Below are 25,309 nucleotides of genomic sequence, written 5' to 3' on the forward strand. Positions count from 1 at the left end.
AAACCTCTGTCCCTACGACAGAATGTTGTGTCCTTAGATCATAAACTTCTGTTCTTACGACAGAATGTTGTGTCGTTAGATCACTAATACCAATTCACGAAATTACTGATACAAATCACTTCCTCTGCAACTCTGCTTCCGGTCGCCGAGCGAAGTCGAGGTGCTGCTTTCATATCTGTATCATTTTTAAAGTGAAATGGTATAACTTCTGATATCATTTCCGCCTAATTATACCAATTCACAATTCGGAATTCGCAATTCGCAATTGATAAATCCTGATTTGACAAGGGTTTCTGGGTTTGGATCTGTATCAGAATTTTAGTGAAATGGTATTAGAGGATGTCTGAAAACTTTTTCGTGTTGTATTAAAGACTTGTAGATCCCCCTAAATCCCCCTTAAAAAGGGGGACTTTAACTCTGGTTCCCCCCTTTTTAAGGGGGGCTAGGGGGGATCAAGTGCAATATTTAATACTTCTCAGACATCCTCTTAGTTATAATTCCCCCATCTGTGCAAAAACCTGAAAACTCTTTCTCTCCCTGCCCCCTACGGTTTCTTCATGATAAGCGGACATGATATGAGGGGTTTAGATGCTCATGTATCGGCAGGTTGACACATAATAATGATGATTTAGGTAAACCCGCCCCTACAAATTAAGAATTAGATTCACATCCTCCGGAAGATGCTGAATTATTTTGTATTTATAATTGTTCTTTGCAAAAGCAGTCAAACCCACTGATGAATCGGTTGACTAAACATTGGATTATTTACTTAATAGTTTTAGAATTTATACTTTGTTTAACAGTATTTACTCTACCTTCATTTTCATTTTATGCTCAACCAAAAAACCAATCAATGGTTACAGAAGTTCGAGGTGTTTGGTTAACTAACGTTGCTAGTGGTGTTTTATTTGTTCCTTGGGGAATTGATCGCGCTATTAATCAATTAGCGGCGTTGAATTTTAATACGATTTATCCTGTAGTGTGGAATCGGGGTAATACTTTTTATAAAAGCACTGTTGCTAAAAATACGATTGGGGAAGAAGCAGAACCAACACTGAATTTTATGCACGGTGGACAAGATGTTTTAGCCAAGATTATTAAACTTGCTAAACCCAAAGGTTTGACTGTAATTCCCTGGTTTGAATATGGTTTTATGACACCGCCAAATTCTGAGTTAGCCAAACGTTATCCTGATTGGTTAACAATTGGACAAGCAGGTGTAAATTCTGTCAAAGAAGTTTTGCCAGAAGATGCTAACAATGGGGTTGTAACTAAACAAGCTTGGCTAAATCCTCTAAATCCAGAAGTTCAAGATTTTATTTTAGAACTCATTTTAGAAGTGGTGAGTAATTACAATGTAAATGGTATTCAACTGGATGACCATTTTGGAATGCCAGTACAATTTGGTTACGATCGCTTCACTGTCGAACTCTACAAACAAGAACATCAAGGGAAAAATCCGCCTACTAACCCTTTTAACCCAGAATGGATGCGTTGGCGTGCTAACAAAATTACGGCATTCATGGGGAGAATCTATCGCAGCATCAAAGAAATTGAACCGAATGCAAAATTATCTCTGTCTCCCAATGCAAAAGCTTTTGCATATAAATATTATTTGCAAGATTGGGAAACTTGGGTAAAAAATGGTTGGGTGGATGAGTTGGTGTTGCAAGTATACCGTCATAACCAAAATAGTTTTAAAACTGAATTAGAACAACCAGCCATAAAATTAGCCCTCAGCAAAATTCCGGTTGTGATTGGTATCTCTACCGGGACTTTACGCAACCCGGTGAGAATTTCCCAAATTAAAGAACAAATTGATATGGTACGCGATCGCTCTTTTTCTGGTATCTCTTTTTTCTATTGGGAAAGTTTATGGGGTTACATCGCACCCGAAACACCCCAAAAGCGCCGCAAGGTGTTCCAAGAACTGTTTAACACCAAAGCCATCAGGCCATTTCCTATTGATGAAACAGGTAGTAGGTTGAGGTTGTGATTTGGGGGACAAGGGGGATGAGGGGTTTTTCGACTTAATAATATTTTTGTGACATTGGATTGACTAACAGAAATTATTCAAGATATTAATGGCAAGGGACTAATAATTAAGTAATACCAATTCTGTATGAAGATGCACAGAATCTTAAGAAACGAACCGCCAAGAACGCCAAGAATCTAGAGTTTCATTTAGTGCAGCTTCACATTAAATTGGTATAAGAGCAATCCTATTTCCACTGTTGAATTGAATTTTGTCCCACCACTTACAAATTTATCAAAATATTTTTGATGCAATCCCTCGCATTGAGAATGCCTGCACTTGCTGTTTTATTGGCTATCTTTTCCATTGATAGTGGGTTGATGAATTATCATCCCATACAAGGGCGAGTGTGGGCAGCAGAATTAATTGCTGATAACCAAGTTGTGGCTCAAATCCCGGAGGCGCAAAAACTGTTTGAGCAAGGTAATCAACAAATGGCGCGGAGTCAATTTGCTTCGGCATTACAGTCTTTTCAACAAGCATTAAATATTTATCAAGCAATTGGCGATCGCGCTCACACCGCCGCAGTTCTCAACAAATTAGGAGAAGTTTATCGCCATCAAGGACAAACTCAAACCGCCCTTCAACATCATCAACAAGCCTTAGCAATTACAAAGGAATTGAATAACCGCGCAGAGGAAGCCGCATCACTGCATCACATCGCCGCAGTTTACGCAACCCAAGGACAGTACAAAAATGCCCTGCAATTCTACCAGCAAGCTTTATCTATATGGCGTGAGGTAAAAGATAAATCTGGGGAAGCGATTACTTTGATTGGCTTGGGAAATACTTACGTCAGCTACATTAAATCGCAACTTTACTACCAGCAAATCAAAAAGCCGGAGGAAATTAAGTCTTACGCGGAGGTAAGAAAATATTACCAGCAAGCCTTAATGATTATGGGTGTTTTGGGCGATCGCGCGGGTGTTGGTTGGAGTCTCAACGGAATTGGGATGACTTACGCGACGTTAGATCAAAAAGAACAAGCTGTAAAATATTACGAACAAGCCTTAGCCCAGATGCGCCAAGCAGGCGATCGCATCGGCGAAGCTACAGTAATGTTGAATTTAAGCCAAGATTACAACTGGGGAATCGACAATCAACGGGAATATCGCCCGATTTCTCTGGATTTTTCCGAACCAGCTTTAGCTATCGTCCGCGAAATTGGCGATCGCCCGTTAACAGCAAAAATCCTGATTGCGATCGCCTCCACCTACAAAAATAAAGGAGAACAGCCGCAAATAGCCCTGGAGTATTATCAACAGGCTTTACCAATAGCGCGAGAAATTGGCGATCGCTCCCTGGAAGAGGAAATCCTAAATAATCTGGGCTATATTTACCATAGCCAAGGCTACCCACAAACAGCGCAGGAGTATGAAGAACAAGCTTTAGCCATCAGACAGGAAATGGGTGTTCATGTGGGGTGGACGACAAATATTGTCAAACAGGCAATTTTGGTGACTTACAACATACCCCAAAAAAGACCAACTTTAATTACACTCCTCACAGGGGAAGCACTCATTCACTACCGCAACGGGGAAGCTCACGCCAAGTTTGCAAGATACCCAGCCGCCTTGTCATCCTATCAGCAAGCTTTAGCGATCGTCCGTCAGCAAAAAAATCGCCCTTGGGAATGGGTAATTCTCAATCAAATGGGGACAATTTACGAAACTCTCGGACAGTTACAAGTAGCCTTAGATACCTATCAGCAAAGCTTGGCAATTCGTCGGGAAGTTGCTGAACAGTCAACAAAAACACCAATCCCCCATACAATTCGGGTAGCCTTTGGTACTGATGTTAACATTCATCGCCCAGTGGGAATCAAACTAGAAGATGGACTCAGCAACGGTTTGATTAAGGTAGGGGAAGGAAAACCCATCAAAACTGCCATCACGACTGTTGAATCCGCAGAAATAGCCGAGATAGAGAAACGCGGACAACGGCTAGAAGTGATTGCTGGGGTAGCTGGATGGCAAAACTTTGCTGAAAATGAGGAAGAAAATACCTTAGCGAATATTGCAGATATCTACAAAACTCTGGGACAGTACCAAACTGCCTTGCAATTCTACAAAGAAGCCTTGGCAATCATCAATGCAGAAATGTCCAGCCCAGAAAATGTCGAAGTTCGTTGGCGCAGAGAGGAATTGTCACCAGGAGATTATCGCCAGCAGGAACAGCGAATTAAAAGAAGCATGGGTGCAGTTTACGCCGCATTAGGACAGTATCAAACTGCCTTGGATTATTATCAGCAATCTCTGGCAATTGTGAACATGGAGAACAGCAGCCACAGGTTGGTTAATCAAAAACCGATACTGTTAAGCCAAATTGGGGAAATTTACACCAATTTAGGCCAGTATGAAGCAGCGTTGACAGCTTATCAGCAAGCATTAGCGATCGCTCGTGATCCTCAAACTCAAGATAACTATTTTGTACCAGAACAGCAAATCCGCCAATTTGGACAACAGGAATTATTTCGCTGGACAAAAATCCCCTTTGAAAAGCCAGATCAAGCCGCAATTCTCAACAGTATCGCTGCAATTTACGCCAAATTAGGACAGAATCAAACAGCGCAGGAGTATCGTGAGCAGGCAAACACATTACAGCGCGAAATTAGCAACCGTAATCTAGAAAATATTACTGGTCAAAAAGCAGTCTTAATTACGGAAGTTGGCAGGGATGCAGCGAAAAAAACCCTTGTGCAAGTACAGCCATTGGAAGGAGACGCGGTAGTTTTGTTTGCAAGGGCGAACAGTTACGCCACCCAAGGGCAATACCTCAAAACTCAGTACCAAGCTGCATTACAAGCTTACCAGCAAGCCTTAACAATTGTTCGCCAGCAAAAAAATCGCCCTTGGGAGGGGATAATTCTCACCCAGATGAGTGCAGTTTACAAACTATTAGGAGAAAATCAAGCCGCTACTCAAGTTGATCAACAAGCCTTGGCAATTAGACAGGAAATCGCAAAACAAAGTGAGAAAACAGCAACTCTTTTGAGTAAAACGCCGTTGAGTGGGGCTGTCTATGGCGAAGAGATCGAAATTCGCTTGCCATCTGGCAAAATTACAACTTTTAACCCCGCAGGTGGCGTGATTTTCTTCGCTCAAACACCAGAAAAATTGAAAGCTGATCAACTGTATGAAGCAGGTTTGCGGCAGTATATCAAAAGGGAATATGCCAGAGCCATCAAAACCTTTGAGACAGCTTTATTAATGTATCAACAAATAGAAGATAAAACAGGTACGGGCAGAACTTTGTTCCACCTGGGAGACGTTTACCATCACCAAAGAAATTATCAGCAGGCGTTGAAATATTATCAGCAAGCTTTGGCAATTCAACAAGAAATCGGCGATCGCGGTTGGGAAAAATCCAGCCTCAAAGTCATAGCAGCAATTTATACAAATCAAGCTGGTGAATTTTTGATAGTGGGTAAATATCAAGCAGCCTTAGAAAAATACCAGCAAGTCTTGGAGATTGCCAAAAAACTAGGTGATGAGCCAAGGCAATGGCGGACTTTCCATCAAATGGCAATCATTTACAGGAATTTAGGAGAGTATAAATTAGCTCTCGATTACTATCAAAAAGCCTTACCCATCCAGCAAGAAATTTTAGGCGACTGGGTAGGAATTGAATTTAATATGGGGCAGATTCATGAGGTGTTAGGACAATACGAACTGGCTTTAAAATCTTATCAGGAAGCCTTAAAAATCGCCAAAAGACCTGTACTGATTGACTCAGACGGGAAATGGATCGGAGATATTGACGGTGAAGTCAACGCCCTGAATGCGATCGGCAGTATTTATTCCAGACAAGAAAAGTATGAATTAGCATTAAATTTCCATCAGCAAGCCTTAACAGTGCTGGCAAAAATTAACAACAAAGAACTGCAAAATTTTCTCCAAGGAACAACATATTACAATATTGGGGTTGTTCATCTCAAACAAAGACAATATCAATTAGCTTTAGATTATTTGCAACCAGCTTTGACGATTTATCAACAATTAAAATTTAGGCGGACAGAGGGGATAACTCTCCACGCGATCGCCAAAGTTTATTTAGAGCAAGAAAAATATGAATTAGCCGGGAAATTATTACAGCAAAGTTTAGTGATTGCTCAGGAAATTGGCAACAAAGAAAGCGAAGGACATATCCTCAATACTATTGGTAACTTACTCGAAAAACAGAACCAACCAGAATTAGCAATTATCTTCTTCAAACAATCAGTAAATGTGCGAGAAGCAATTCGCAATAATATTCGAGAATTAAGCAAAGAACAACAGCAATCTTATACAGAAACCATTGCCAAAGATTATCGCCATTTAGCCGATATCCTACTGCAACGCAACCGAATTTTAGAAGCGCAACAAGTACTGGACTTGCTCAAAGTCCAAGAAATTGACGACTATCTGCGCGACGTGCGGGGGAGTGAAAAAACGGCGACTGGTGTTGTGGAACGTCCCCAAGAACGGCAAATACGAGAGGTGATGCAAGCGGAATTTGACCAAGCGATCGCCCTTGGTAGAGAACTCGCCCAACTGGAAAACATTAGTGTGAGCAGCCGCACCCCAGAGCAGAAACAGCGTATTTTAGAATTACGCAAAATCCAGCAGTCACTAGCCAAAGACTTTAACACCTTCCTAGATAGCCCGAAAGTGCGAGAATGGATTGCCCAACTCCAGCAAACCACCCAGGGGCAAAGTTTTAACTTGGAATCCTCCGCCAGTGCCTTACAAGATAACTTAAAAAAACTTCAGCAAGGCGCAGTTATACTTTATCCTCTAGTATTGAGCGATCGCTTAGAACTAGTTTTAGTCACCCCCTACGCACCGCCAATCCGCCGCACCGTGGCTGTCACCCAAGAAGAACTCAACCGAGCGATTGTGGAATTTCGCACCACTTTACCAAAACGTACCCCAAAAATCACAGTTCCCGCCCAAAAACTCTACGATTTGCTGATTAAACCCCTAGAAAATGACTTAGCGCAAGCTCAAGCTCAAACCATTATCTATGCTCCCGACGGACAACTGCGTTATATTCCCCTAGCCGCCCTTTATGACGGTGAAAAATGGTTAATCGAACGCTTCCAAATCAATAATATTACTGCCGTCAGCTTAACCGACCTCAACACCAAACCCCAAAATCAATTAAATGTCTTAGCGGCAGCCTTTACCCAAGGCAAATATAGTTTTCAGGTAGGATCTCAGCAGTTTGACTTTTCTGGTTTACCCTTTGCTGGTTTAGAAGTGGAAACACTCGCTCAAACCATTCCCAGCACCAAAAAATTATTAGACAAGCAATTCAATTCAGATATTGTGCTGGAAATGAATGATTACGCCGTCGTCCATTTAGCAACTCACGCCGCATTTACCACCGGACAACCAGAAGAATCATTTATTTTGTTAGGAAATGGCGATCGCGTCACCCTCCGAGATATCAAAAACTGGCGATTGCCAAACGTCGATTTAATCGTACTTTCAGCCTGTGAAACCGGATTAGGCGATCAATTTGGCAATGGTAGAGAAATTCTGGGTTTTGGCTACCAGATACAACAAACAGGCGCAAGAGCCGCGATCGCCTCTTTGTGGTCAGTAGATGATGGCGGTACACAAGTATTAATGAATGCTTTTTACAACATTCTTGCCCAAGGCAAAACAACCAAAGCCGCAGCCCTACGTCAAGCACAAATCGCCCTAATTACTGGCAAATACGGTAACTTAACACCACAGTTAAGCGAGCATCTCAGTCATCCTTTTTACTGGTCAGCCTTTATTTTGATTGGCAATGGCTTGTGAGCGAGGTTTTTAGCTATCTTGTAGTGAGTGCGATCGCCTGATATGTAGCGGTAGTCAGATATGTTAGGACAATTTGAAAACTGGAATGCCACGAACAGTAAGACTTTTCCTCCTGCCTTCTGCCTTCTGCCTCCTGCCTTCTGCTATATATGATGATTACTCATAACAATTAAACTTAAAAATTATCCCGTGGCAAAAGCAGCAGATACAGGCAGTAAAAGATTAATTAGCCTCGCGCCCGATGCTTGGGCGCAATGGGTAACACAACTTCCCGATGTCGTAGCTCAGGAAATTCTGAGTGCTGAGTTTCAATGGATTAGTCGGGAAACAGATGTGCTAATCAAAGCATACAGCGAAGCCTGTGGAGACTTTTTAATTCTCAATGAGTTGCAGTTGCGTTACCCAAAAAATATGCCTCTCCGGATGAGGGCTTATGCAGCCTTAGCAGAAGAAAAATATCAACTACCAATCTATCCAGTACTCATCAATATCTTGCCTCCTCCATCCACCATCACCGTTGTTAGTAGTTACCAATCCGAGTTTTTGGGACTAAGAGTAATTCAAGACTATCACGTGATTAACTTGTGGGAAGTAGACGCAGAGATTGTGTTTAGCCAACCATTACCCTCACTATTGCCATTTGTGCCGATTTTACGAGGTGGTGCAGAAACATCATTTGTACAACGTGCATTACAACAACTACGAACCTCAGAACAATTTAATCAGTTAGAACCATTGTTAGCATTTTTTGCTAGTTTTGTACTAGACATACCTTTAGTCCAACAAATTATGAGGTGGGATATGACAGTATTACGTGAATCACCTTGGTATCAAGAAATTCTTACAGAAGGACTACAAAAAGGAATACAACAAGGTGTACAGCAAGGACTACAACAAGGTGTACAGCAAGGACTACAGCAAGGACTACAGCAAGGTGCGAGAAGACAGTTAATACAGGTATTGCAACTGCGTTTCGGTGCAATTCCCCAAGAAGTACAAGACAGGCTGGAAGATCAGAGCATTGAACAACTAGAAAATTTAATGGCTGCGGCGATCGCTGTCAACTCTGTAGATGAATTTCTTCAGAACCTTCCTTAACAAACACTCTGCGGACTTCGGCGGTTAAACATCGGCAATTAACCGAGCTTTCCTGAGCAAAAATTTCAAAACTGTTTCTTTTTGGGAAATAATATCAGCTCTGCCTTGCATTCCTGGTTGAATATGACATAGATGCTGGTTTCTACCAAAACTAAAACTGTTGGGGATGATTGTCACCTCGTAAACAGCAGAAACAGGATTATTGGCAACAGTAGAAACAATTTGATTTCCTGAAGGTTTGATAGTATCTTCAGAAATTTGACTAACAACACCTTTAAGAGTACCGTAATCGGGATAAGGACAGGCAGACACCCGCATCTGGACTTCTTGATTTTTGGCTAATTTACTGACATCATCAGGGGCAACGGCAGCTTTGATGACTAAAGGAGCATTGCTAGGAACAATTTGAGCAATTTCCTCACCCTGACGCACTGATTGACCAGGATTTCGCAGATTGAGTTGCGTGAGAATCCCGGTTTCGCTGGCTGTAATTTTAGTTTGGCTGAGATCCATGATCACTTGTTGTAGTTCCCTAGTGTCGCGCTGGATCTGATTTTTCATTTGTAGTTGCTGTTGCAACAAAGCTTGCAATTCACGGTTGAGGGTAGCGAGAGTAGCTTGTCCACCAGCAATTTCTTGAGCAATCGTCTCTTGTGCGATCGCTACTTCAGCATCAATCGGATTGAGGGCTGCTTGAGCGCGGCGGAGTTTGGCTTGTTCAGCAATTACAGTTTGTTGTTGCTGGGCAATAATTTGCTTTTGTGCTTCTACCTCCGCTTGTCGCATCTCAATCGCTTGTTTTTGTTGAGCCACATCTAACTGCACTTCTTCTAATTGATTCAAAGACAAAACACCCGCTTGAACTATTTTTTGATAGCGATTGAGTTTAGCTTCCGCCGCACTCATGGCTATTTTTGTTGACTTCAACTGAGCATCAGCCGCACGTAATTCTATCTGGGCTTTGTACCATTCATTTTGCGCTCTGTTTAAATTCGCCTGGGCTGCTGCTACTTCTGCTTGGACGCTAATTTTCTGTTCTCGATAGTTGCGTTGAGCGCGATTGAATCCAGCTTGCGCCGAACTCACTAAACGGTTTTTGCGCTCAGTTTCTGCTTGAATTTGGCGATGGAGAGCTTGAATTTGAGCATCAATTTGTTGTAATTGTAATTGCGCCTGTTGGATGTTGCCTTGCAGTTGGCTTTTTTGAGTTTGCAGGCGGGAATCATCAATTGTCGCCAGCACATCTCCTTGATTCACTGCCTGATTTTCTTTAACCAAAACATTGGTTATCTGCCCATTCATCGCTGCTTGAACAAGCCGCAATTCTCCCGTAGGTCGGACGATCGCCTGTCCTGGCACAGTTATTCTATATTCGATGATCGAGGATAAAGCGATCGCTCCCCCCACCGCACTAACAAGTATCAAACTGCCGATTCTCACCCAATTACTCAACGGTGGCAGAAATTCATTTTTTTCCACTGGGGGCAAAGAGTCTGCATTAAACTGACTAAGCATAAAAGTATTTCTGATGAAGAGTGCTGAGTACGATAGAGATTAGCGAATGCTGCTGCGGAAACTTGCTTTCGGATAACAGTGACAAGAATTTTTGCTGACTGATAAATTCCCAGCATCAAGAAAATCTAAATGCTCACCAGCTTGATGACACAAAGCCTCTGGAGAACCTTGAATTTTTAATTTTCCTTGTTCCAACATCACAATCCAATCAGCTTGCTGAATAACCTTGGGACGGTGACTAATTAAAATAGTGGTTTGACCTTGACGGTGAGTTAGCAATTGATTTAATACTTGAGCTTCACTCACTGGGTCGAGTGCGCTAGTAGATTCATCTAAAATTAAAACTGGCGGGTTATTCACAATCGCTCTCGCAATAGCTAACCTCTGCCGTTGTCCACCAGAAAGATTTGCCCCAAATTCCCCTAATACTGTTTGATATTTATCGGGGAGATTGCTAATAAACTCATCAGCCCCAGCAATTTGACAAGCTTTGACAATCTGCTCAAAGCTAATGTGAGGTGAACCTAAACGAAAATTTTCCATAATTGACCGACTCCAAAAGTGTGCATCTTGCGGTACTAGCACCACTTGTTGGCGGAGACAGTCTAAAGAAAGATCCTCTAAATTATAAATACCAAAACGAATATTACCCGACTGGAGTTGATATAAACCTGCAATCAATTTTGCCAGAGTGCTTTTACCACAACCAGATTTACCAATCAAAGCAATTATCTGACCCCCAGGAATCGTCAGCGAGAAATCTTGCAGTAGTTCAACTCTACCAGGATGATGAAAGTTGAGGTTGGTACAAGTGATATCTGCATTACCAGGAATGTTTACCCAAGGCTTTTGATTGTGGTCTAAAATTTCTGGAGTCGCGTCAATAACTTCTGTGAGCCGTTGGGTAGCAGTTTTAGCACGGGTAAATTCATCAACAAAATCGATCGCAGTTTGAATAAAACTGGTAAAGTTGCCATTCATACTATTAAAAGCTAAGAGCATCCCAATTGATAATTCTTGCTGAATGACTAAACTGCTACCGAACCAAATTAAAGTAATACTGCCAACGCTAGATACTAAATTAGAAAATATACCGTTAACAATTCCAATTTGCATAGTACGGAAAGTCAAATTAGCAAGACGACTAAATCGACTTTGAAATTCTTCCCAGAATTGCGGAGCCGCAGTAGTAGTTTTTAGGGTAATAGCACCTTTAAATGTTTCTACCAAAACACCTTGATTTTCGGCAGATAAAACTAAAACACTGCGGATTTTTTGCTGTAATGTGGGCAAGAAAACCACGGTAGATAAGGTCATAACTAGCGCGATCGCTCCAGCCACAACTGTAAGTTTAATACTGTAAAACAGCATGAAACATAAAGATACTAAAGCAATAAAAAATTGGCTTGGTAGACTGACAACAAATTGCGAAATTAATTGGTTAATTTGTTGAATATCTTCTAGGCGACTGACAATTTCACCACTGCGTCGAGATTCATAGTAACTTAAAGGTAAGCGTAAAATCTGCCTGCCAAATTCTAAAATTAATCCTAGTTGTAACTGTTGCGAAAAATGGGCGACCAAATTTGATTGTGCTAATCGCAGACTACTACTAACTAAGTGCATCACAATCACAGCAATGGCAACACTAGTTAACAGTTGGGTATCTCCCCGCACCAGCACATCATCAGTGAGAATTTGCAACAAAAAGGGCGAAGCAAGGGAAAGTAAACCTAAAACCGAGTTGATTAATAAGGTTTGACTCAGAATGCCACGATAAGGGGCAACACGCCGCAAAAAAACGACCAAAACCGCCAATTTTCTCTGATTCATCTTCCTGGGTAAAAAAGCGCACTGGATCTGGTTCCAGCAGCAGCATAACTCCGTTTGTCCATGCCTCTAACAACCACTTTTTTTCTAGATAACGGATACCTGCACCTGGGTCAGCAACAACGTATTTATTACCTTGTTGTCCGTAGAAAACCACCCAATGATAGCCTTTCCAGTGGATAATCGCGGGTAAAGGAAGGGTGATTTCGTTGAAAGTCTCCAGAGGTACTTTGACAGCCCTTGCATTGAAACCCAGAATTTCTGCGCCTTGTTTCAATCCTAATAAAGTGCTTCCTCGCTGTCCTGTCCCGACAGCTTCCCGACAACGAGTCATGCTAAAGGTTTTACCATAATGTTTAGCTACTGTTGCAAGACTGGCAGCGCCGCAGTCTTCTTCGCTATGTTGTTGAATTAAGTGGTATTTCATGAATTAAACCGCCGATGTACGCCGATAAACGCCGATGGGATAGATGTGTTCTAAGTAATTTCACAAGATATTAGCCTTGGGTGCTTCTAGTCCCAAAACTGAAGGAACAATCTCTGGTGCAGCGAGGCGCAGTAATTCATAACCAATACCTGCTAGTCCCGTCATTAGTCCTGGTGTCTCAACTCCCAAAGGAACACCACATAGCCAGCCGTGTTGATTGATACCTTCAAGAATGGCAGCAGCAAAGCGATCGACTTGAGTTTTCCACTGCGAATCATCAAGAGTTAGACTGGCTTGCAACAGCAGTTCTAGATTGCCTAAATCTCCGTGACAGAGGGAATGATTGTGACCAAAACCCTGGGTTATGGTGGTTTTTAGGGCTGTATTAATTTCAAAACGGATTTCTGCATCATCAATGTATGGCAAAGAAAGTAATCGAGCCAAGCCAATGCCAGGTGCGCCATGACACCAGGCTGTCATACAAGTAAAACTATTGTCTTGATTTCCCGAAATTTTCTGGGAGAATTTGCGTAAATCAGGCCAATTCTCCACCTTCTGGCAGAAAAGACTGCGCTCATAGTTAATAGCTGCTAGTGCTGCTGTCCGAAAACGATATTCGCCAGTGAGCGCGGCGAGTTCTAGAAGTGTCCAAGCAATACCAGCATTACCATGAGAGAAGCCTGTTAAGGGTTTTTCTCCTATATGATGATTGACCCAACCAATGCCATATTTCATGGGTTGCGCTTTCGCAAGCAAGTGTTCTCCACATTTAATAGCAGCAGCAAGAGTGCGTGATGAAGGCTGGCATTGATATAAGCCGATTAAGCTGGCTAAATATCCCGCAGTACCACCAATAATGTCAAGCATTTCGTCTTGCTCAATCAAATCTGAGCAAAATTCAACTAACTTTTCAGCTTCAGCCAATAAGTCTGGTTTGTTCCACAATTTAGCCAGATGAGTGAAAGTGTAAATCATTCCTCCCCAGCCATTAAAGCCGCCAATTGATTTGAGGTATGCTTGTCCTTCTTCTATTTGCAGTTGCAGTGTTGTCAAAGCGGATTGTGCTAACTTGATGTACCGTTCCTCTCCTGTGACCGTTCCTAGATAAGCCAGGAAAAGTGCAATTCCCGACACTCCGTCGTAAACATCCATTCCCACTGGAGCGAGAGTCCAGCTACCTTTTTCGGTAACTGTGATACCAATCCAGGAGATATCAGTTTCACCATGAAATGCGAGTGTTTCTAAGCGATCGCCTATTGCCCGTGCTGCCGCTAATAGAGATATTGGATTTATGATTGTCTGAGGTTCTCTCAAGGAATAAGCTGGCCATCTTGATCCCTGGCGGTCTGCTCCCATCGTAGATGTCGCCAGAGAGGCGCGAATCACCCAAAGCTGCTTTTCTAAATCGGCGGAAGAAAGTTGTTGTGTGCGTTCTTGGACAAGAGTTGCACCCGATTTATCAAAATAGTTAACAATTCTTTCACCTGAACTAGTCCACAAATCGCGTGAATTGGGACTGGTGAGAAACATGGGAATGTCACCATTTTGTAAGTCATCGCGCTCAGTAGGGATAATCTTGATCAACTGGGGGTCAGTTTCAATTCCCGACCAGAGACGGTCAAATAGGCGATCGCGTTCCAGCGCATTCCGCAGCATATCAGGATGAAAGCCTTCATAAAGCAACAGGCTATAAGTTGATGTTGCTCGAATGACAATCCGCACTTCATCCTCAGCAAAGCGCGACAGTGGCCCCTGATCTGACAACAACTCATCACGGTGTTTCAGCAGTAACTGATAAATCTGCGTAAATCCCTGAACTATAGCATCTGCATAGTCCAGTAAATTAACATCCCTACCGTTCAAAATTGGTCTGTTATGTCTTTTTGGTATTTCTTGCTTTTGGCGAACTAAGTGCATCTCATCTGTCCCGACTCCTTCCCATTTAGGAACTTCATAGGGAATCATTTGTCCAGCCGACGCACCCAATCCACTAATATCAACCCCTTCTGATTCTGCGTTTGACCAAGTTCGATAAGGTAATAACCCCGTTGAAAAAACAGAGTTACTAAAAGTACTGATAACACGCTGTTTGGCTTTTGTCTCATCTAAACCACCAACACGTTGATGAAAAAGCGCCTCTAAGTCAAGCAAAATCGGGTGTTCACCAGCCGCAATGATATTCTCAGAGTGAAAATCAGTGGCTTCTAAGAGGTACAAGAGTGCGAGATAACCACCTTGTCTTTCATAAAAACGCCAAATTTCTTCTGTGGAAGAGCAACTTTTAGCACTCACAAATTCCACCCATCCATAAGTTCCACAGTCAAGTATTTTTAATGTTTGGAATGGTGGATGATCACCCCGTTGATTGAGCCAAGTGAGAAATTCTTGAAAATGAACATCAACAGCTAGTGATTTTGGCTTGTAAACTATCTGTAATCCTGAGCTAAATTTAGCAATCAAAACTGACCGCCCTTTTCGATGTTTGTCTCCTACATTGCCATCAATAGCAACCAGAACACCCAAATCATTATCAGGACTAAAAATTGTTTGAATTTTCTGCCAGTCGTTACACAAATGATGCAGAAATTCCAAACTAAAATTAACCCAATTATTGAGACAAATAGTAACTTGACGAGCAAGAATTGGATACTCTTGTAAGATGGCAAGAGCTACATCTGGTTGGCGTAGTTGCTCTACAAAACTGTTAAATCGTTCATCTGGGGTATTGCCTTTGAGCAGCCCGTTTAGGCGGGCAACATTGAGTTCTAATACCATCGTGCGGTTTAGTATTCTCAGCAATTGTGATGGTAAATATGTACAAAGAATATCTGCAATGTTTCCCCTATTAAAAGGAAGAAAAATTTCTGATTCAACAAGTTCTTGGACTTCGTGATTTACCCTCTCAAGTGCTTGGTGAATCAGTGGCTCAATTACATAGCAGAATCCAAACATCGCCTCTTTGTGGAATATCTGAGGCAGATGTCTTGATACTTCGCTATGAGAACTAGAAAATGCACTAATTAAGTCTGTTAACCATTTTGGGGTAACAGATTGACGTTGGCACACACTCTCAATTGATTCACCAAGCAGGTATAAAAATTCTTGCTCAGTTATCCCATCTATTTTTAAGCGTTGTTGAAAATAAGGTTCGATGGGTAATGGAAACTGTGATCGCCATTTTTGGATTCGCTGCTGGGCAAGTTTAGTATTAATTGTTGGTATCGCATATTTACAAGTATATAATGATGAAATACGTTCATTTAGAGTATTAGCAGAATACCAATTTGATGATTTAAAGAATGATTGATTCATAACTTTATAATAGGTAGCAAGATAATAATTTATGCTTGGAATTTGACGCACCCATAAATTAATATGGGCGCATTCTTATAGCCTATTCAGAAGTAGCTATGATTTAGTAGACTATGCAGAGTAGGTCTTGGGTCTTACCATTACAAGGCAAGTCACCTGTTGAGCAACAAACATCAATAGAAACAGTGATAGTTTGTTTTTTCAGACCAACTGTTCCTCCGGTGGCGAGTTGTTGATTACCACCTACAACAGTTTCCATGCTGGTATTTGTTAATTCGACCATTCCTGCTGGGTTTTGAGGTAATTGAGAACGTTGTTCATCACTCAAGCTATTGCGGTAGTCTTCATCTTTCCAAGCGCGAATAATGTCAAAGTTAGACATGATTTTTCTCCTTAATTTAAATGATGTAAATTGTTGAATGAACAAGGCAAAAGTAAAAAACTAAAAAGCAAAATAAAGAAAAAGAATAATTATCACTAAATTTATTGATGGTGATTATCTTTTTACTTTTTACTTCTTACTTTTTACTGCTTAAAAGAGTGTTTACTTAATGATGTGATGAGCGACAGTGAATTTAACTCGCTTCCTTTACATCGTTGCGTTTGAACCCTTTCATTAGAGTTAATGGGATAGGCTTTTTTGATTTATGTACTTATCCCTGATTAATAAATGTTTTTTTAGCCAATCAAACTGCTGAAATTCTTATCCTGACTGGTTTGTAGGGATTATTTTTATTGTTAACAATCCTTTACAAAGTGCTTTTCTCAACTGGAAGTGCATAAATTAGCAAATCCTATCCCAATAACCAAATCAAAGGGTTCAAACCCCAAATAACAATAACTAGTCAAAGGATTTCTTATGTTTATTTCAAAAAACTTCCTAGCAGCCGCCACCATTGCCGCGTCTTTAATTGTTCCTAGTGCTGCGTTAGCTAATGATCGGGATATAACAGCTACAACCATTCCCGCCACTGCTTGCCGTCCAAATAGTGACAGTGCGGATGCGTCAGTTGTCCTCTCTAATGGAGCTTATGTGTTTAATGGTTCTGCTACTGGTACAGTCACCCTTTACTGTCCACTGCCAATTAACGCTAACACAGTAGTCGATTTTTCTAACGACAACGATATCTCCAGATACCGAGTCTATTATCGAGATAGTGATGGAATTGGAACGGCATCGGAAATTAAGGTAAACCTTACCTATCGAGACGCTACTGGTTTAACGACAGTCGGCGGTACATGGAGTTCTAATGGGTTCAACATAATAGATAATACAACCCGATCTGTGGATCTGATCCACGATGTAGGTTTGGACAGACTTTACTCATTCGTGGTAACTATGCAGAGAACTAACACCACACAAAACCCTGCATTCAGTGGAATTGATTTCCCTGTTATCGCACCACTGTAGACGGTGAGTCTCAAAAGCTAATTATCAAGCTGATAAATTTGAGGGGAACAGGCTAAATCATCTGGCTAAAACCTGTAACCCTCATTCTTTCCATACTTCTTGAATGGTGACAATTTTGGTTGATATTGTCAGTTCATAATACTACTAATCACAAAATTGTTGCCTCTTTCATGAAAATAATATGGAAGAATAAAATCAAGTTCTCCTAAAAAAGTAACACTTACGCAAAAATCATCTGCAACTCTGATTTTTTGGTGTTGTGCTAGTTGCTGTGGCTTTGGCAACCAAAGTAATGCACTGGCTTTTCTGTGTTTAGTCTTCTGTCACTAGTGCGTAAGTTCTGAAAAGCTCTGTTAAACTAGCTTCTTGCCATCAAGGAGCAAGCTACTAAACATTAAGCGGAAAATCTCTGCAAATGAATGATCAATTCTGGACTTTGTATGACTTTACAGAAACTAGTGGTTATCCTCCCTTCAAACGGTTAATTCAAAATCGTTTGCGAGAGAGAATAGAAAAGCTGGTGCGGTTGCATCCCCAATGGAGTGAGAGCGACTATGTGGATTATTTTGTCACAATTCTCAATGATGATTCCCAACCGGAAACAGAGAAAAAGTTAGCTCACTGGCACTTATTAGCTTACTTCGATCGCGATCGCTGTTATCTCATTTGGCGCAATTGGTGTCGTTTGCCGTTTTACGCTGCTTATGCCGAAAATTTATATGCTTTGACTAACGAACACCTGTGTAACCGCGAAAAATTACAGCAATATTTCAACAAGTACAAAACTAATGACTATAGTGGTGCAAGTCTCAAAACCTATATCTTAGGGGTACTGAAAAATGTTACTCGTGAGCATATCAATTGGGAATCACCTTGGCATCTGTTGTGCAATGTTGATATTAATAGTCGCAGAAAATTGCAAACCGCAGCCGAACGCCTGAAAGCAGCATTGCAAAGTGCTGGTAAACAAGAACCAGAAATTTCCCAGTATCTTTTTGCTTGGCAATATTTTATTCCTGTTTACAAAAACAACCGTGTCTACCATCCTCAGAGAAAAGGCGGGGGAAAATGGCCAGAACCAGAATTTTCAGATTTTGTTCAAACGGCTAAAGATTATAACTCTCAGAGATTTCAACCAGGCGCACCCCTGCAAGTCGCCGTTGGTGCAGCCATCACACCAATCATGATTCAAAAATGGATGAATACCTGTATTGAAGCTTTACAGCAATCGGAGCAAATTAAGGAAGTGCCTTACGATGCTAATAGTAATGAACAGCCAGATACAGCCAGTTTCAACTTTTGGGAAGTCGGAGAAACAGAGGCAGAAAAAGCAGAATCTTTAGCAGCAGTAGACTTGATTTTACGTAGCGAACTTGAACTGATTGAGCAGAATTTAGCTAAAATTCGCAGCCAAATTCCCACATCTTACCGTCAGGCTGTGATGCCTTTATGCTATCCCCATCGCTTGGCGCTGCTAACTCAAGAACAGTTCGCTAGTAGAATGAACGTCCATCAAGGAACTGTCTCGCGCTATATTTCCAAGTATATAGAAACGCCATTATTAGAAAAGTTTCAGGAGCTAACCCGTGAACAATTTAATCCGGCAACTTATGTCAAAACATTTTTAACTGAAAAATTTAGTAATTTTAAACTATTAGCTAATCCTATTGCATCTCAATTAATTGCTGCAATCGCCGATTTAGAACCCGACTTACAACAGATTATCAAACTTAAATATGGTCAGCAACTCAATATTGTTGAGCTAACTAAAATTATTGCTCAGAATAAATCTCTCACTCAAGAAGAAGTAACACAAAAACTAATTATAGCTGAAGATGAATTACAGAGCAATTTCTTAAATATACTCAAGCAATGGCAAAATAACTATATCAAATCATGGCTGAAAAACTATTATCAAAATTTAATTCAAGCTGAATTATTAAAATCGTTTACCCAATTAGAATCACCATACCAAGAAATTTTATGGCAAAAATATGCTCAAAAAATCCTCAAATCCAATAGTGATTCTCAAACAATTACCACAGCTAAACAGCAGTTGCAGCGTTCTTTTATCCAGGGAATTGACAAGAGGTTTGGTATTTCTCTAAAAACAGAAATTCAACAAATTGGGAAAATAATTGAAGATTGGCTATCGACAAACTTTCTCTACCAAGAAATTCAGAGAACTTGAGGAAGGAAAATGCTGAATTTGCAAAAACTTGCCACGATTTATCCGAATCAGATATGCTTGCCGTTATCACCAAAACTGCAAGAAGAAGCTTGGCAGAAATCTCAAGCTCATACTAATGCCGCAGCTTGCTGTCAAGCTTATCTTAATTATCTGTGCTTAAAGTCTTTTGTACCTTGGTTAGAGGCGTGGTTAGCAGAAGAAGATGCTCACATTAACATCAACAATATTTTTTCTGCGAATGCTTGTAACTCTCTATGGGAATTTGTGAATGGAACTCCTATTGATTTAGGGGAAATTAGATTAGTTTTGATTCCCAGTGAAACGAGTGATTTAGAGGAATTTGTTGTTCCCGGCGAGTGGGTTGATATTCCTAGCTGGCGAAAAGATTATTATCTGGCTGTGCAGATTAATTTAGGTGAACCTGAGCAATCTTGGCTGCGGTTGTGGGGATATGTCAGCTATCAAAAACTGAAGAGTCGGGGGATATATGATCAGGGCGATCGCTCTTACTATATTAATCAGGCTGTCTTGACGGAAGATATCACACAATTGCTTCTCCTGCCCCAACCCAATTCTCGTCCCCAAACAGCAGCGCCACCGCAGTTATCGACAGAAGTAGTGGCAGATTTATGCACGCAAATCAGTAATCCTGATTTATATTCCCCTAGATTAGCGGTAACATTTGAACAATGGGCAGCATTGCTAGTCAATGAAGAGTTGCGGCAAAAGCTCTATGAGCAACGGTTATCACCGACGCATTTAGCTGTCGTCAACTTGCGCCAGTGGTTACAGAGGGCTGACAGCATAATTACAGAAATTTGGCAAGCTGTAGAGGCAGTTTTAACACCACCAGAGTTTATTGCTGTGCGGGGTGCGGAAGAGCAAGTTTCTGTGGAAGCGATCGCTCCAGTAATTCGCCTCCTCAAATCCAATCGCCCAGAAAAGGAACGCGCTCAAGCCGCCGGGGTGTTAGGACAAATTGGTGTCGGTCATCCAGAGGCGATCGCGGCGTTGGTAGAATTGTTACAAGTTGCTCAGGATGAAGAAACCCGTTGGGAAGCGGCTTTAAGTTTAGGCAAAATCGCCCCTGATCATCCCCAAGCCGGCATCAGTAAAGCCAGATTGATTGATTTGGGGCTGCAATTGGCGGGTTGTCAAATGGCGCTGATTGTCACTATTCGTCCCAAAACAGAATCAAAAATTGCAGTGCGGCTACAAGTACAGCCAATCAACCAGCAACATCAACTACCACCACATCTGACTCTCAGCGTGATTGCTGGCGGTGAAACTCGTTTGCAAGCAGAAACAAGAAGCGACGAACAAGGCGCAGGAAAAGATAAAATTCTGCAATTGGGTTTTAGTCCCCCATCAGGAACTCAATTCCAGGTGCGGATAACTTTGGATAAAGTCAGCGTGAGTGAGACTTTTATTGCGTGAACAAATTAGACGATATTATTGTGTTAATCTTTGCGTCTCTGCGTAAGACAAAAAATTAACCGGAAAGCAGCGATGGGCAGGGTAGCAGTTCTCAAAATTGGTAGGGGAGATTTTGCTCAAGGGTTTGAAGTATCCCTAGAACTGAGGGAAGATGGCGGTTCGCCTGTGGGGGAAATTGAAGGTAGACTGGGAGCTAATACGGAGATTGAAGGCTTGTATTTTTTGTGGCAACAATCTTTTCGGAATCTCACTAAGAGCGCCCGCCATGATGGTTGGGAAATTGAGGAAAGTTTACCGACGAACCGCGCTACTAGGGAAATTGCGGCTGACTGTTGGCAAAGAATGAGACAAGTAGAAACCAACCTCAACCAATGGTTGCAAGCATCGGGGGAAGTTGGTTGGCAAAAAATTCGGGAAAGGTTGAGTAAAGAGTTAGCTAGTCAACCGGAGACTCTGCGGTTAGCGATTAAAGCCAAGGAAGTAATGTTATGGAAATTACCTTGGCATACCTGGGATTTACTAGCGAGTTATCCAAATGTTGGTGTTAGCTACAGTCCGATAGAATATGAATCTTGGGAAATTCCGCAACAACAAACGCCACGCGATCGCGTCCGGTTACTGGCAATTTTTGGTGATCATCAACACCTAGATTTAGAAGTAGATCGTCAGGCGATCGCCAATCTTCCACAAACAGAATCAGTTTTTTGTCATCAACCCCAAGGGAGAGAATTAATTACCCAACTCCGAAATCCTCAAGGCTGGGATATTTTCTTTTTTGCTGGCCATAGTCAGACTATAGAACAAAGAGGACGCATTAGTCTTAGTAACAGAGAAAGCATCGAAACTGAGCAATTCAAACATGCTTTTCGAGAAGCGATGCAAAAAGGCTTAAAGATTGCTGTTTTTAACTCCTGTGAAGGTTTGGGACTAGCGCAGCAGTTAGCTGATTTACATGTCCCGGTGATCATTGTCATGCAAGAGATTGTCCCCGATGTCGTCGCCCAATCGTTTCTCAAAGAATTCTTGAAGGAATATGCGGTGGGACAAACTTTATATACTGCTGTGCGCCGCGCCCAAGAACGACTAGAGGAATTTACGGATTTACCGGGGGCGACTTGGCTACCGATGATTTACCAAAACCCCGCCCAAGTACCACCGACTTGGAAAGATTTGCGGCCGATGAGCCGTCCTCATTACCGCCGGCTGCTAGACTGGAAAGATTTGCCAGATATCTTGGTACGGAGTTTACTAGCGACTGGCTTAATCATGACATTGCGGTTTTTAGGTGGACTCCAGCCTCTAGAATTGTGGGCTTTTGATTTGTTTATGCGCCTACAACCAGATGGCGGAATTGATGAGCGTCTTTTGATTGTCAAAGTGACAGAACAAGATATTCAAGAGCAAGGGCGGTATCCTCTGAGCGATCGCGTAATTTTGCAAACTCTAGAGAAACTCCAAGCTTATCAACCTAGAGTTATTGGCTTAGATATTTACCGCGATTTACCAGTCGAACCCGGACACCGCGAACTAGCCGCCCACATCCCGAAAAACTCCCGGCTGGTAACGACTTGCGAAGTTAGCAAACCAGAGTTGAACACTGATAAATTTGGTGTTGCGCCTCCCCCTACTAGTCCGCCAACCAATGTGGGTTTTAGTGATTTAGTAGTGGAATCAGATGGCACAATCCGGCGTTCTTTGTTGCATATAGATCCAGGAGATTCCCGGTGTCAGTCTTCATTTGCCTTCAGTGCCGAATTAGCCCGGCGTTACCTCGATTTTGAAGGCATTAAACCACAAGCCACATTAGAGGGCAACTTACAGCTTGGCTCTACTGTTTTTCAGCCTTTGGAAAATCATACTGGTTTTTATCACAACATTGATCCGCGTGGTCATCAAGTTTTACTCAATTATCGTTCCTCGCAAAAAGTCGCTAGAGAAGTAACCTTAGCAGCAGTTCTCAACAATGATTTGCCGCCCCAATGGGTGAAAGATCGGATTATTTTGATTGGTGTGACAGCGTCCTCAATTGGTGATCGCTTTTTTACGCCCTTTGGTAAAGAAGTTGACAAAAAAAATGCCCGGTATCGTCATTCACGCCCAAATGGTGAGTCAAATGCTCAGTGTCGCGCAACAAGAACGCCCTTTACTCCGTTTTTGGCCCCAGGGTTGGGATGCGATTTGGATTTGGATTTGGTCACTGATTGGGGGTTTATGTGTTGGGAAATTGGACTCAGTTTTATATCGGCGTGTTGTAGCTGCGATCGCCATTGTTATTCTTGTTAGTCTGTGCTTTGGCTTCTTTTTGAGTGGTCTTTGTATCCCCCTCATACCATCAGTATTTGCTTTGGCGATCGCCTACGTGACCACAACTCGTTTCAAGCGTAGTTTAGGAGGGAAATCATGATCAGGTTGATAGGATTAGGTTTGGTATGGGTTTTAGCTATGAGTCAGGGAGAAGTTGATTCATCCCCTATCAAGCAGTCTCAGTCAACACCCGCTAGAATTTCGTCGGTAATTTTTAATCAACCACCCCTATCATCCAGAGGCGCACCGGGAAATCGCCAAGGTGGCGGAACTCGTGACGGTCGCAATTGCGCCGCTCTAGATATTCAAGAGCGTCTCACCGCTTTAGTACCGGCTGTAGAATCAGAACCAAAAATGAGCCATGTTTGGGGATTAACTGTTAGCGCCTCTCCGACACTCTGGTTTTATGTTCCTTACCAGGCCAAAGATATTCAGGGCGCTGAATTAGAATTATGGGACGAAACTAGCCGCGAACAGCGAAATTACAAGCAAATTTATCAAACAACTTTCACGGTTAAGCAAACACCAGGAGCGATCGCTCTCAGTCTGCCACCTACAGTTAAACTAGAACCGGATAAAAACTATCATTGGTATTTATCCTTAAATATCAATTGTCAGGGTGACAATGAATCAATCAATGTCAACGGCTGGATTCAACGAGTCAAATTTCAACATACTCCTTCCGTGAATCGCCAGCAAGTAATTTTGTATGCTCAAAATGGCATTTGGTACGATGCTTTAACCCAATTAGCCCAACTCCGCCGCCGCAATCCCCAAAGCAAAACTTTGATGCAAGATTGGCGGAAATTACTCGGTGATGTCGGTTTAAAAGAGATTGCTAATAAACCTATTGTTTCATGTTGTATGGCAGGAGGCAGGAGGTAGAAGGCAGGAGGTAAAAGATTTTGGATTGAATCTAAAATCTAAAATTGATATCTTGTCGGGCAAATCATTTATGACTCAACACATCTGTGCAGAAAGACAAAACTCTTTCTCCCTCTGTTTCCTGTTCCCTGTTCCCTTTTAACAATTTGAACTTTTTTGATTTTTCTCGCGCTGTATAGTAATCTCTACCGTGCTTTACTGGCGAGAAGTTCATGTTCTTCACATCTACTAAAACTCAATTTGGTTTTATCTTGCAGTGGGCGATCGCAACTTTGGGCGGTTTTTTGATCAGTTTGTGTTGGATTGAAGTCGGGGAAAAGCCAGATGTCGGGGTGGCGCAGGCTTCTTTGGGTGGTTTGGCGATCGCATTTCCCCAAAGTTTACTCATTCGCCATCAGATTTTATCTGGGCGCTGGGTGTTAGCGACTTTGTTGGCTTGGGTAATCATCACCGCTATCGGTGTGGGTGCTGTGGGTTGGATTGTTCCCAGTACACCAGCTTTACCCCTGAGAATATTTTGGGGAACAAATTTAGGTGCTGTTGCTGGTTTGATTATTGGTTCGGCACAGTGGACAGCTATTCCCAAGTCTGTAGCTGCGTCATGGCAATGGATATTTGTGAGTGCGATCGCTTGGGCGATGGCTGTACCCATTGGCGCAATTGTGGGAATAGTTTTACTCCGGTTGACACGGTTGTTTTTAGGTGAAGTTGTTGGTTTAGCTATTGCTTGGATTGTTGTCGCCATCTTCACAGGGATCAATGCTTACCGACTATTGTATTGAACAAGAACTCAGAATTCAGAAATCAGAATCAATTAACGACGACTCTGAATACCCTAGTTATTACAGAGACCGCTCAATTTTAAATTGAGCGGGATGTTTCATCTCTTATTCATCCCCGCCTTCCTACAGAATTGATACTGAATTCTGACTCCTGAATTCTTCAACATCACAACTACAGCCAAAATCATCATGCAATGTTTTGTTATTATGCTGTTAATAGCAGTACACATTAAAATAATGTTAAGAAATGTAATTTTTAGCAAATCTTGCTTTTGAGTATACTTAGATATATG

The 25,309-nt window shown here is 41.9% G+C and carries 11 protein-coding genes and 2 pseudogenes; 9 read left to right on the plus strand and 4 right to left on the minus strand.

The window, feature by feature from the left end; translation table 11 throughout:
* Positions 1–736 precede the first annotated feature (736 nt).
* The 3 genes from ACX27_RS08955 (at position 737) to ACX27_RS08965 (ending at position 8,922) form a co-directional block, all read left to right on the plus strand.
* Entirely contained in the window at positions 737–1,996 is a 1,260-nt protein-coding gene (locus tag ACX27_RS08955) for a glycoside hydrolase family 10-like protein (protein ID WP_062291097.1), read from the plus strand.
* Positions 1,997–2,283: 287 nt separating this feature from the next.
* Positions 2,284–7,824, plus strand: coding sequence for a CHAT domain-containing protein (locus ACX27_RS08960; RefSeq protein WP_062291100.1), 5,541 nt, complete (start codon positions 2,284–2,286; stop codon positions 7,822–7,824).
* Positions 7,825–8,013: 189 nt separating this feature from the next.
* A complete protein-coding gene (locus tag ACX27_RS08965) occupies positions 8,014–8,922 on the plus strand; it encodes a DUF4351 domain-containing protein (RefSeq protein ID WP_062291103.1) in 909 nt (302 codons plus the stop codon).
* A 24-nt stretch (positions 8,923–8,946) separates the two neighbouring features.
* Here the strand turns inward: ACX27_RS08965 and ACX27_RS08970 are convergent, their stop codons facing one another.
* From ACX27_RS08970 to ACX27_RS30780, 4 genes and pseudogenes are all read right to left on the minus strand, one after another.
* Positions 8,947–10,437 (minus strand): HlyD family secretion protein, encoded by a 1,491-nt coding sequence (locus tag ACX27_RS08970; protein ID WP_062291107.1) that lies wholly within the window; start codon positions 10,435–10,437, stop codon positions 8,947–8,949.
* Between the two features lie 39 nt (positions 10,438–10,476).
* Positions 10,477–12,694, minus strand: a pseudogene (locus ACX27_RS08975) (peptidase domain-containing ABC transporter).
* Positions 12,695–12,754: 60 nt separating this feature from the next.
* Positions 12,755–16,006, minus strand: coding sequence for a type 2 lanthipeptide synthetase LanM family protein (locus tag ACX27_RS08980; protein WP_062291110.1), 3,252 nt, complete (start codon positions 16,004–16,006; stop codon positions 12,755–12,757).
* A 103-nt stretch (positions 16,007–16,109) separates the two neighbouring features.
* Entirely contained in the window at positions 16,110–16,388 is a 279-nt protein-coding gene (locus ACX27_RS30780; protein ID WP_083468702.1) for a mersacidin/lichenicidin family type 2 lantibiotic, read from the minus strand.
* A gap of 477 nt (positions 16,389–16,865) precedes the next feature.
* Between ACX27_RS30780 and ACX27_RS08990 the strand changes: the two genes are divergently transcribed.
* The 6 genes and pseudogenes from ACX27_RS08990 (at position 16,866) to ACX27_RS09015 (ending at position 25,016) form a co-directional block, all read left to right on the plus strand.
* On the plus strand, positions 16,866–17,417 hold the full coding sequence (locus ACX27_RS08990) for a hypothetical protein (RefSeq protein ID WP_062291113.1): 552 nt from the start codon (positions 16,866–16,868) through the stop codon (positions 17,415–17,417).
* A 415-nt stretch (positions 17,418–17,832) separates the two neighbouring features.
* Entirely contained in the window at positions 17,833–19,608 is a 1,776-nt protein-coding gene (locus ACX27_RS08995) for a hypothetical protein (RefSeq protein ID WP_062291116.1), read from the plus strand.
* Between the two features lie 9 nt (positions 19,609–19,617).
* A complete protein-coding gene (locus ACX27_RS09000) occupies positions 19,618–21,045 on the plus strand; it encodes a DUF1822 family protein (protein ID WP_062291119.1) in 1,428 nt (475 codons plus the stop codon).
* Positions 21,046–21,528: 483 nt separating this feature from the next.
* Positions 21,529–23,449, plus strand: a pseudogene (locus ACX27_RS09005) (CHASE2 domain-containing protein).
* Positions 23,446–24,234 carry a DUF928 domain-containing protein gene (locus ACX27_RS09010; protein ID WP_083468703.1) on the plus strand — a complete coding sequence of 263 codons (789 nt, stop codon included), beginning with the start codon at positions 23,446–23,448 and terminating at the stop codon, positions 24,232–24,234. Before ACX27_RS09005 ends, ACX27_RS09010 begins: the two are co-directional and overlap by 4 nt.
* Positions 24,235–24,446: 212 nt before the next feature.
* Positions 24,447–25,016 (plus strand): hypothetical protein, encoded by a 570-nt coding sequence (locus ACX27_RS09015; protein WP_062291122.1) that lies wholly within the window; start codon positions 24,447–24,449, stop codon positions 25,014–25,016.
* Positions 25,017–25,309: the final 293 nt, after the last annotated feature.

Source organism: Nostoc piscinale CENA21 (assembly GCF_001298445.1).
Classification (GTDB): Bacteria; Cyanobacteriota; Cyanobacteriia; order Cyanobacteriales; family Nostocaceae; genus Nostoc_B; species Nostoc_B piscinale_A.

Excerpts from the sequence above, each read along its gene's own strand:
- ACX27_RS09015 (WP_062291122.1), top strand. The coding sequence starts at position 24,447 with ATGTTCTTCACATCTACTAAAACTCAATTTGGTTTTATCTTGCAGTGG.
- ACX27_RS08960 (WP_062291100.1), top strand. The coding sequence starts at position 2,284 with ATGCAATCCCTCGCATTGAGAATGCCTGCACTTGCTGTTTTATTGGCT.
- ACX27_RS08980 (WP_062291110.1), bottom strand. The coding sequence starts at position 16,006 with ATGAATCAATCATTCTTTAAATCATCAAATTGGTATTCTGCTAATACT.
- ACX27_RS09010 (WP_083468703.1), top strand. The coding sequence starts at position 23,446 with ATGATCAGGTTGATAGGATTAGGTTTGGTATGGGTTTTAGCTATGAGT.
- ACX27_RS30780 (WP_083468702.1), bottom strand. The coding sequence starts at position 16,388 with ATGTCTAACTTTGACATTATTCGCGCTTGGAAAGATGAAGACTACCGC.
- ACX27_RS09000 (WP_062291119.1), top strand. The coding sequence starts at position 19,618 with ATGCTGAATTTGCAAAAACTTGCCACGATTTATCCGAATCAGATATGC.
- ACX27_RS08990 (WP_062291113.1), top strand. The coding sequence starts at position 16,866 with ATGTTTATTTCAAAAAACTTCCTAGCAGCCGCCACCATTGCCGCGTCT.
- ACX27_RS08955 (WP_062291097.1), top strand. The coding sequence starts at position 737 with ATGAATCGGTTGACTAAACATTGGATTATTTACTTAATAGTTTTAGAA.
- ACX27_RS08970 (WP_062291107.1), bottom strand. The coding sequence starts at position 10,437 with ATGCTTAGTCAGTTTAATGCAGACTCTTTGCCCCCAGTGGAAAAAAAT.
- ACX27_RS08995 (WP_062291116.1), top strand. The coding sequence starts at position 17,833 with ATGAATGATCAATTCTGGACTTTGTATGACTTTACAGAAACTAGTGGT.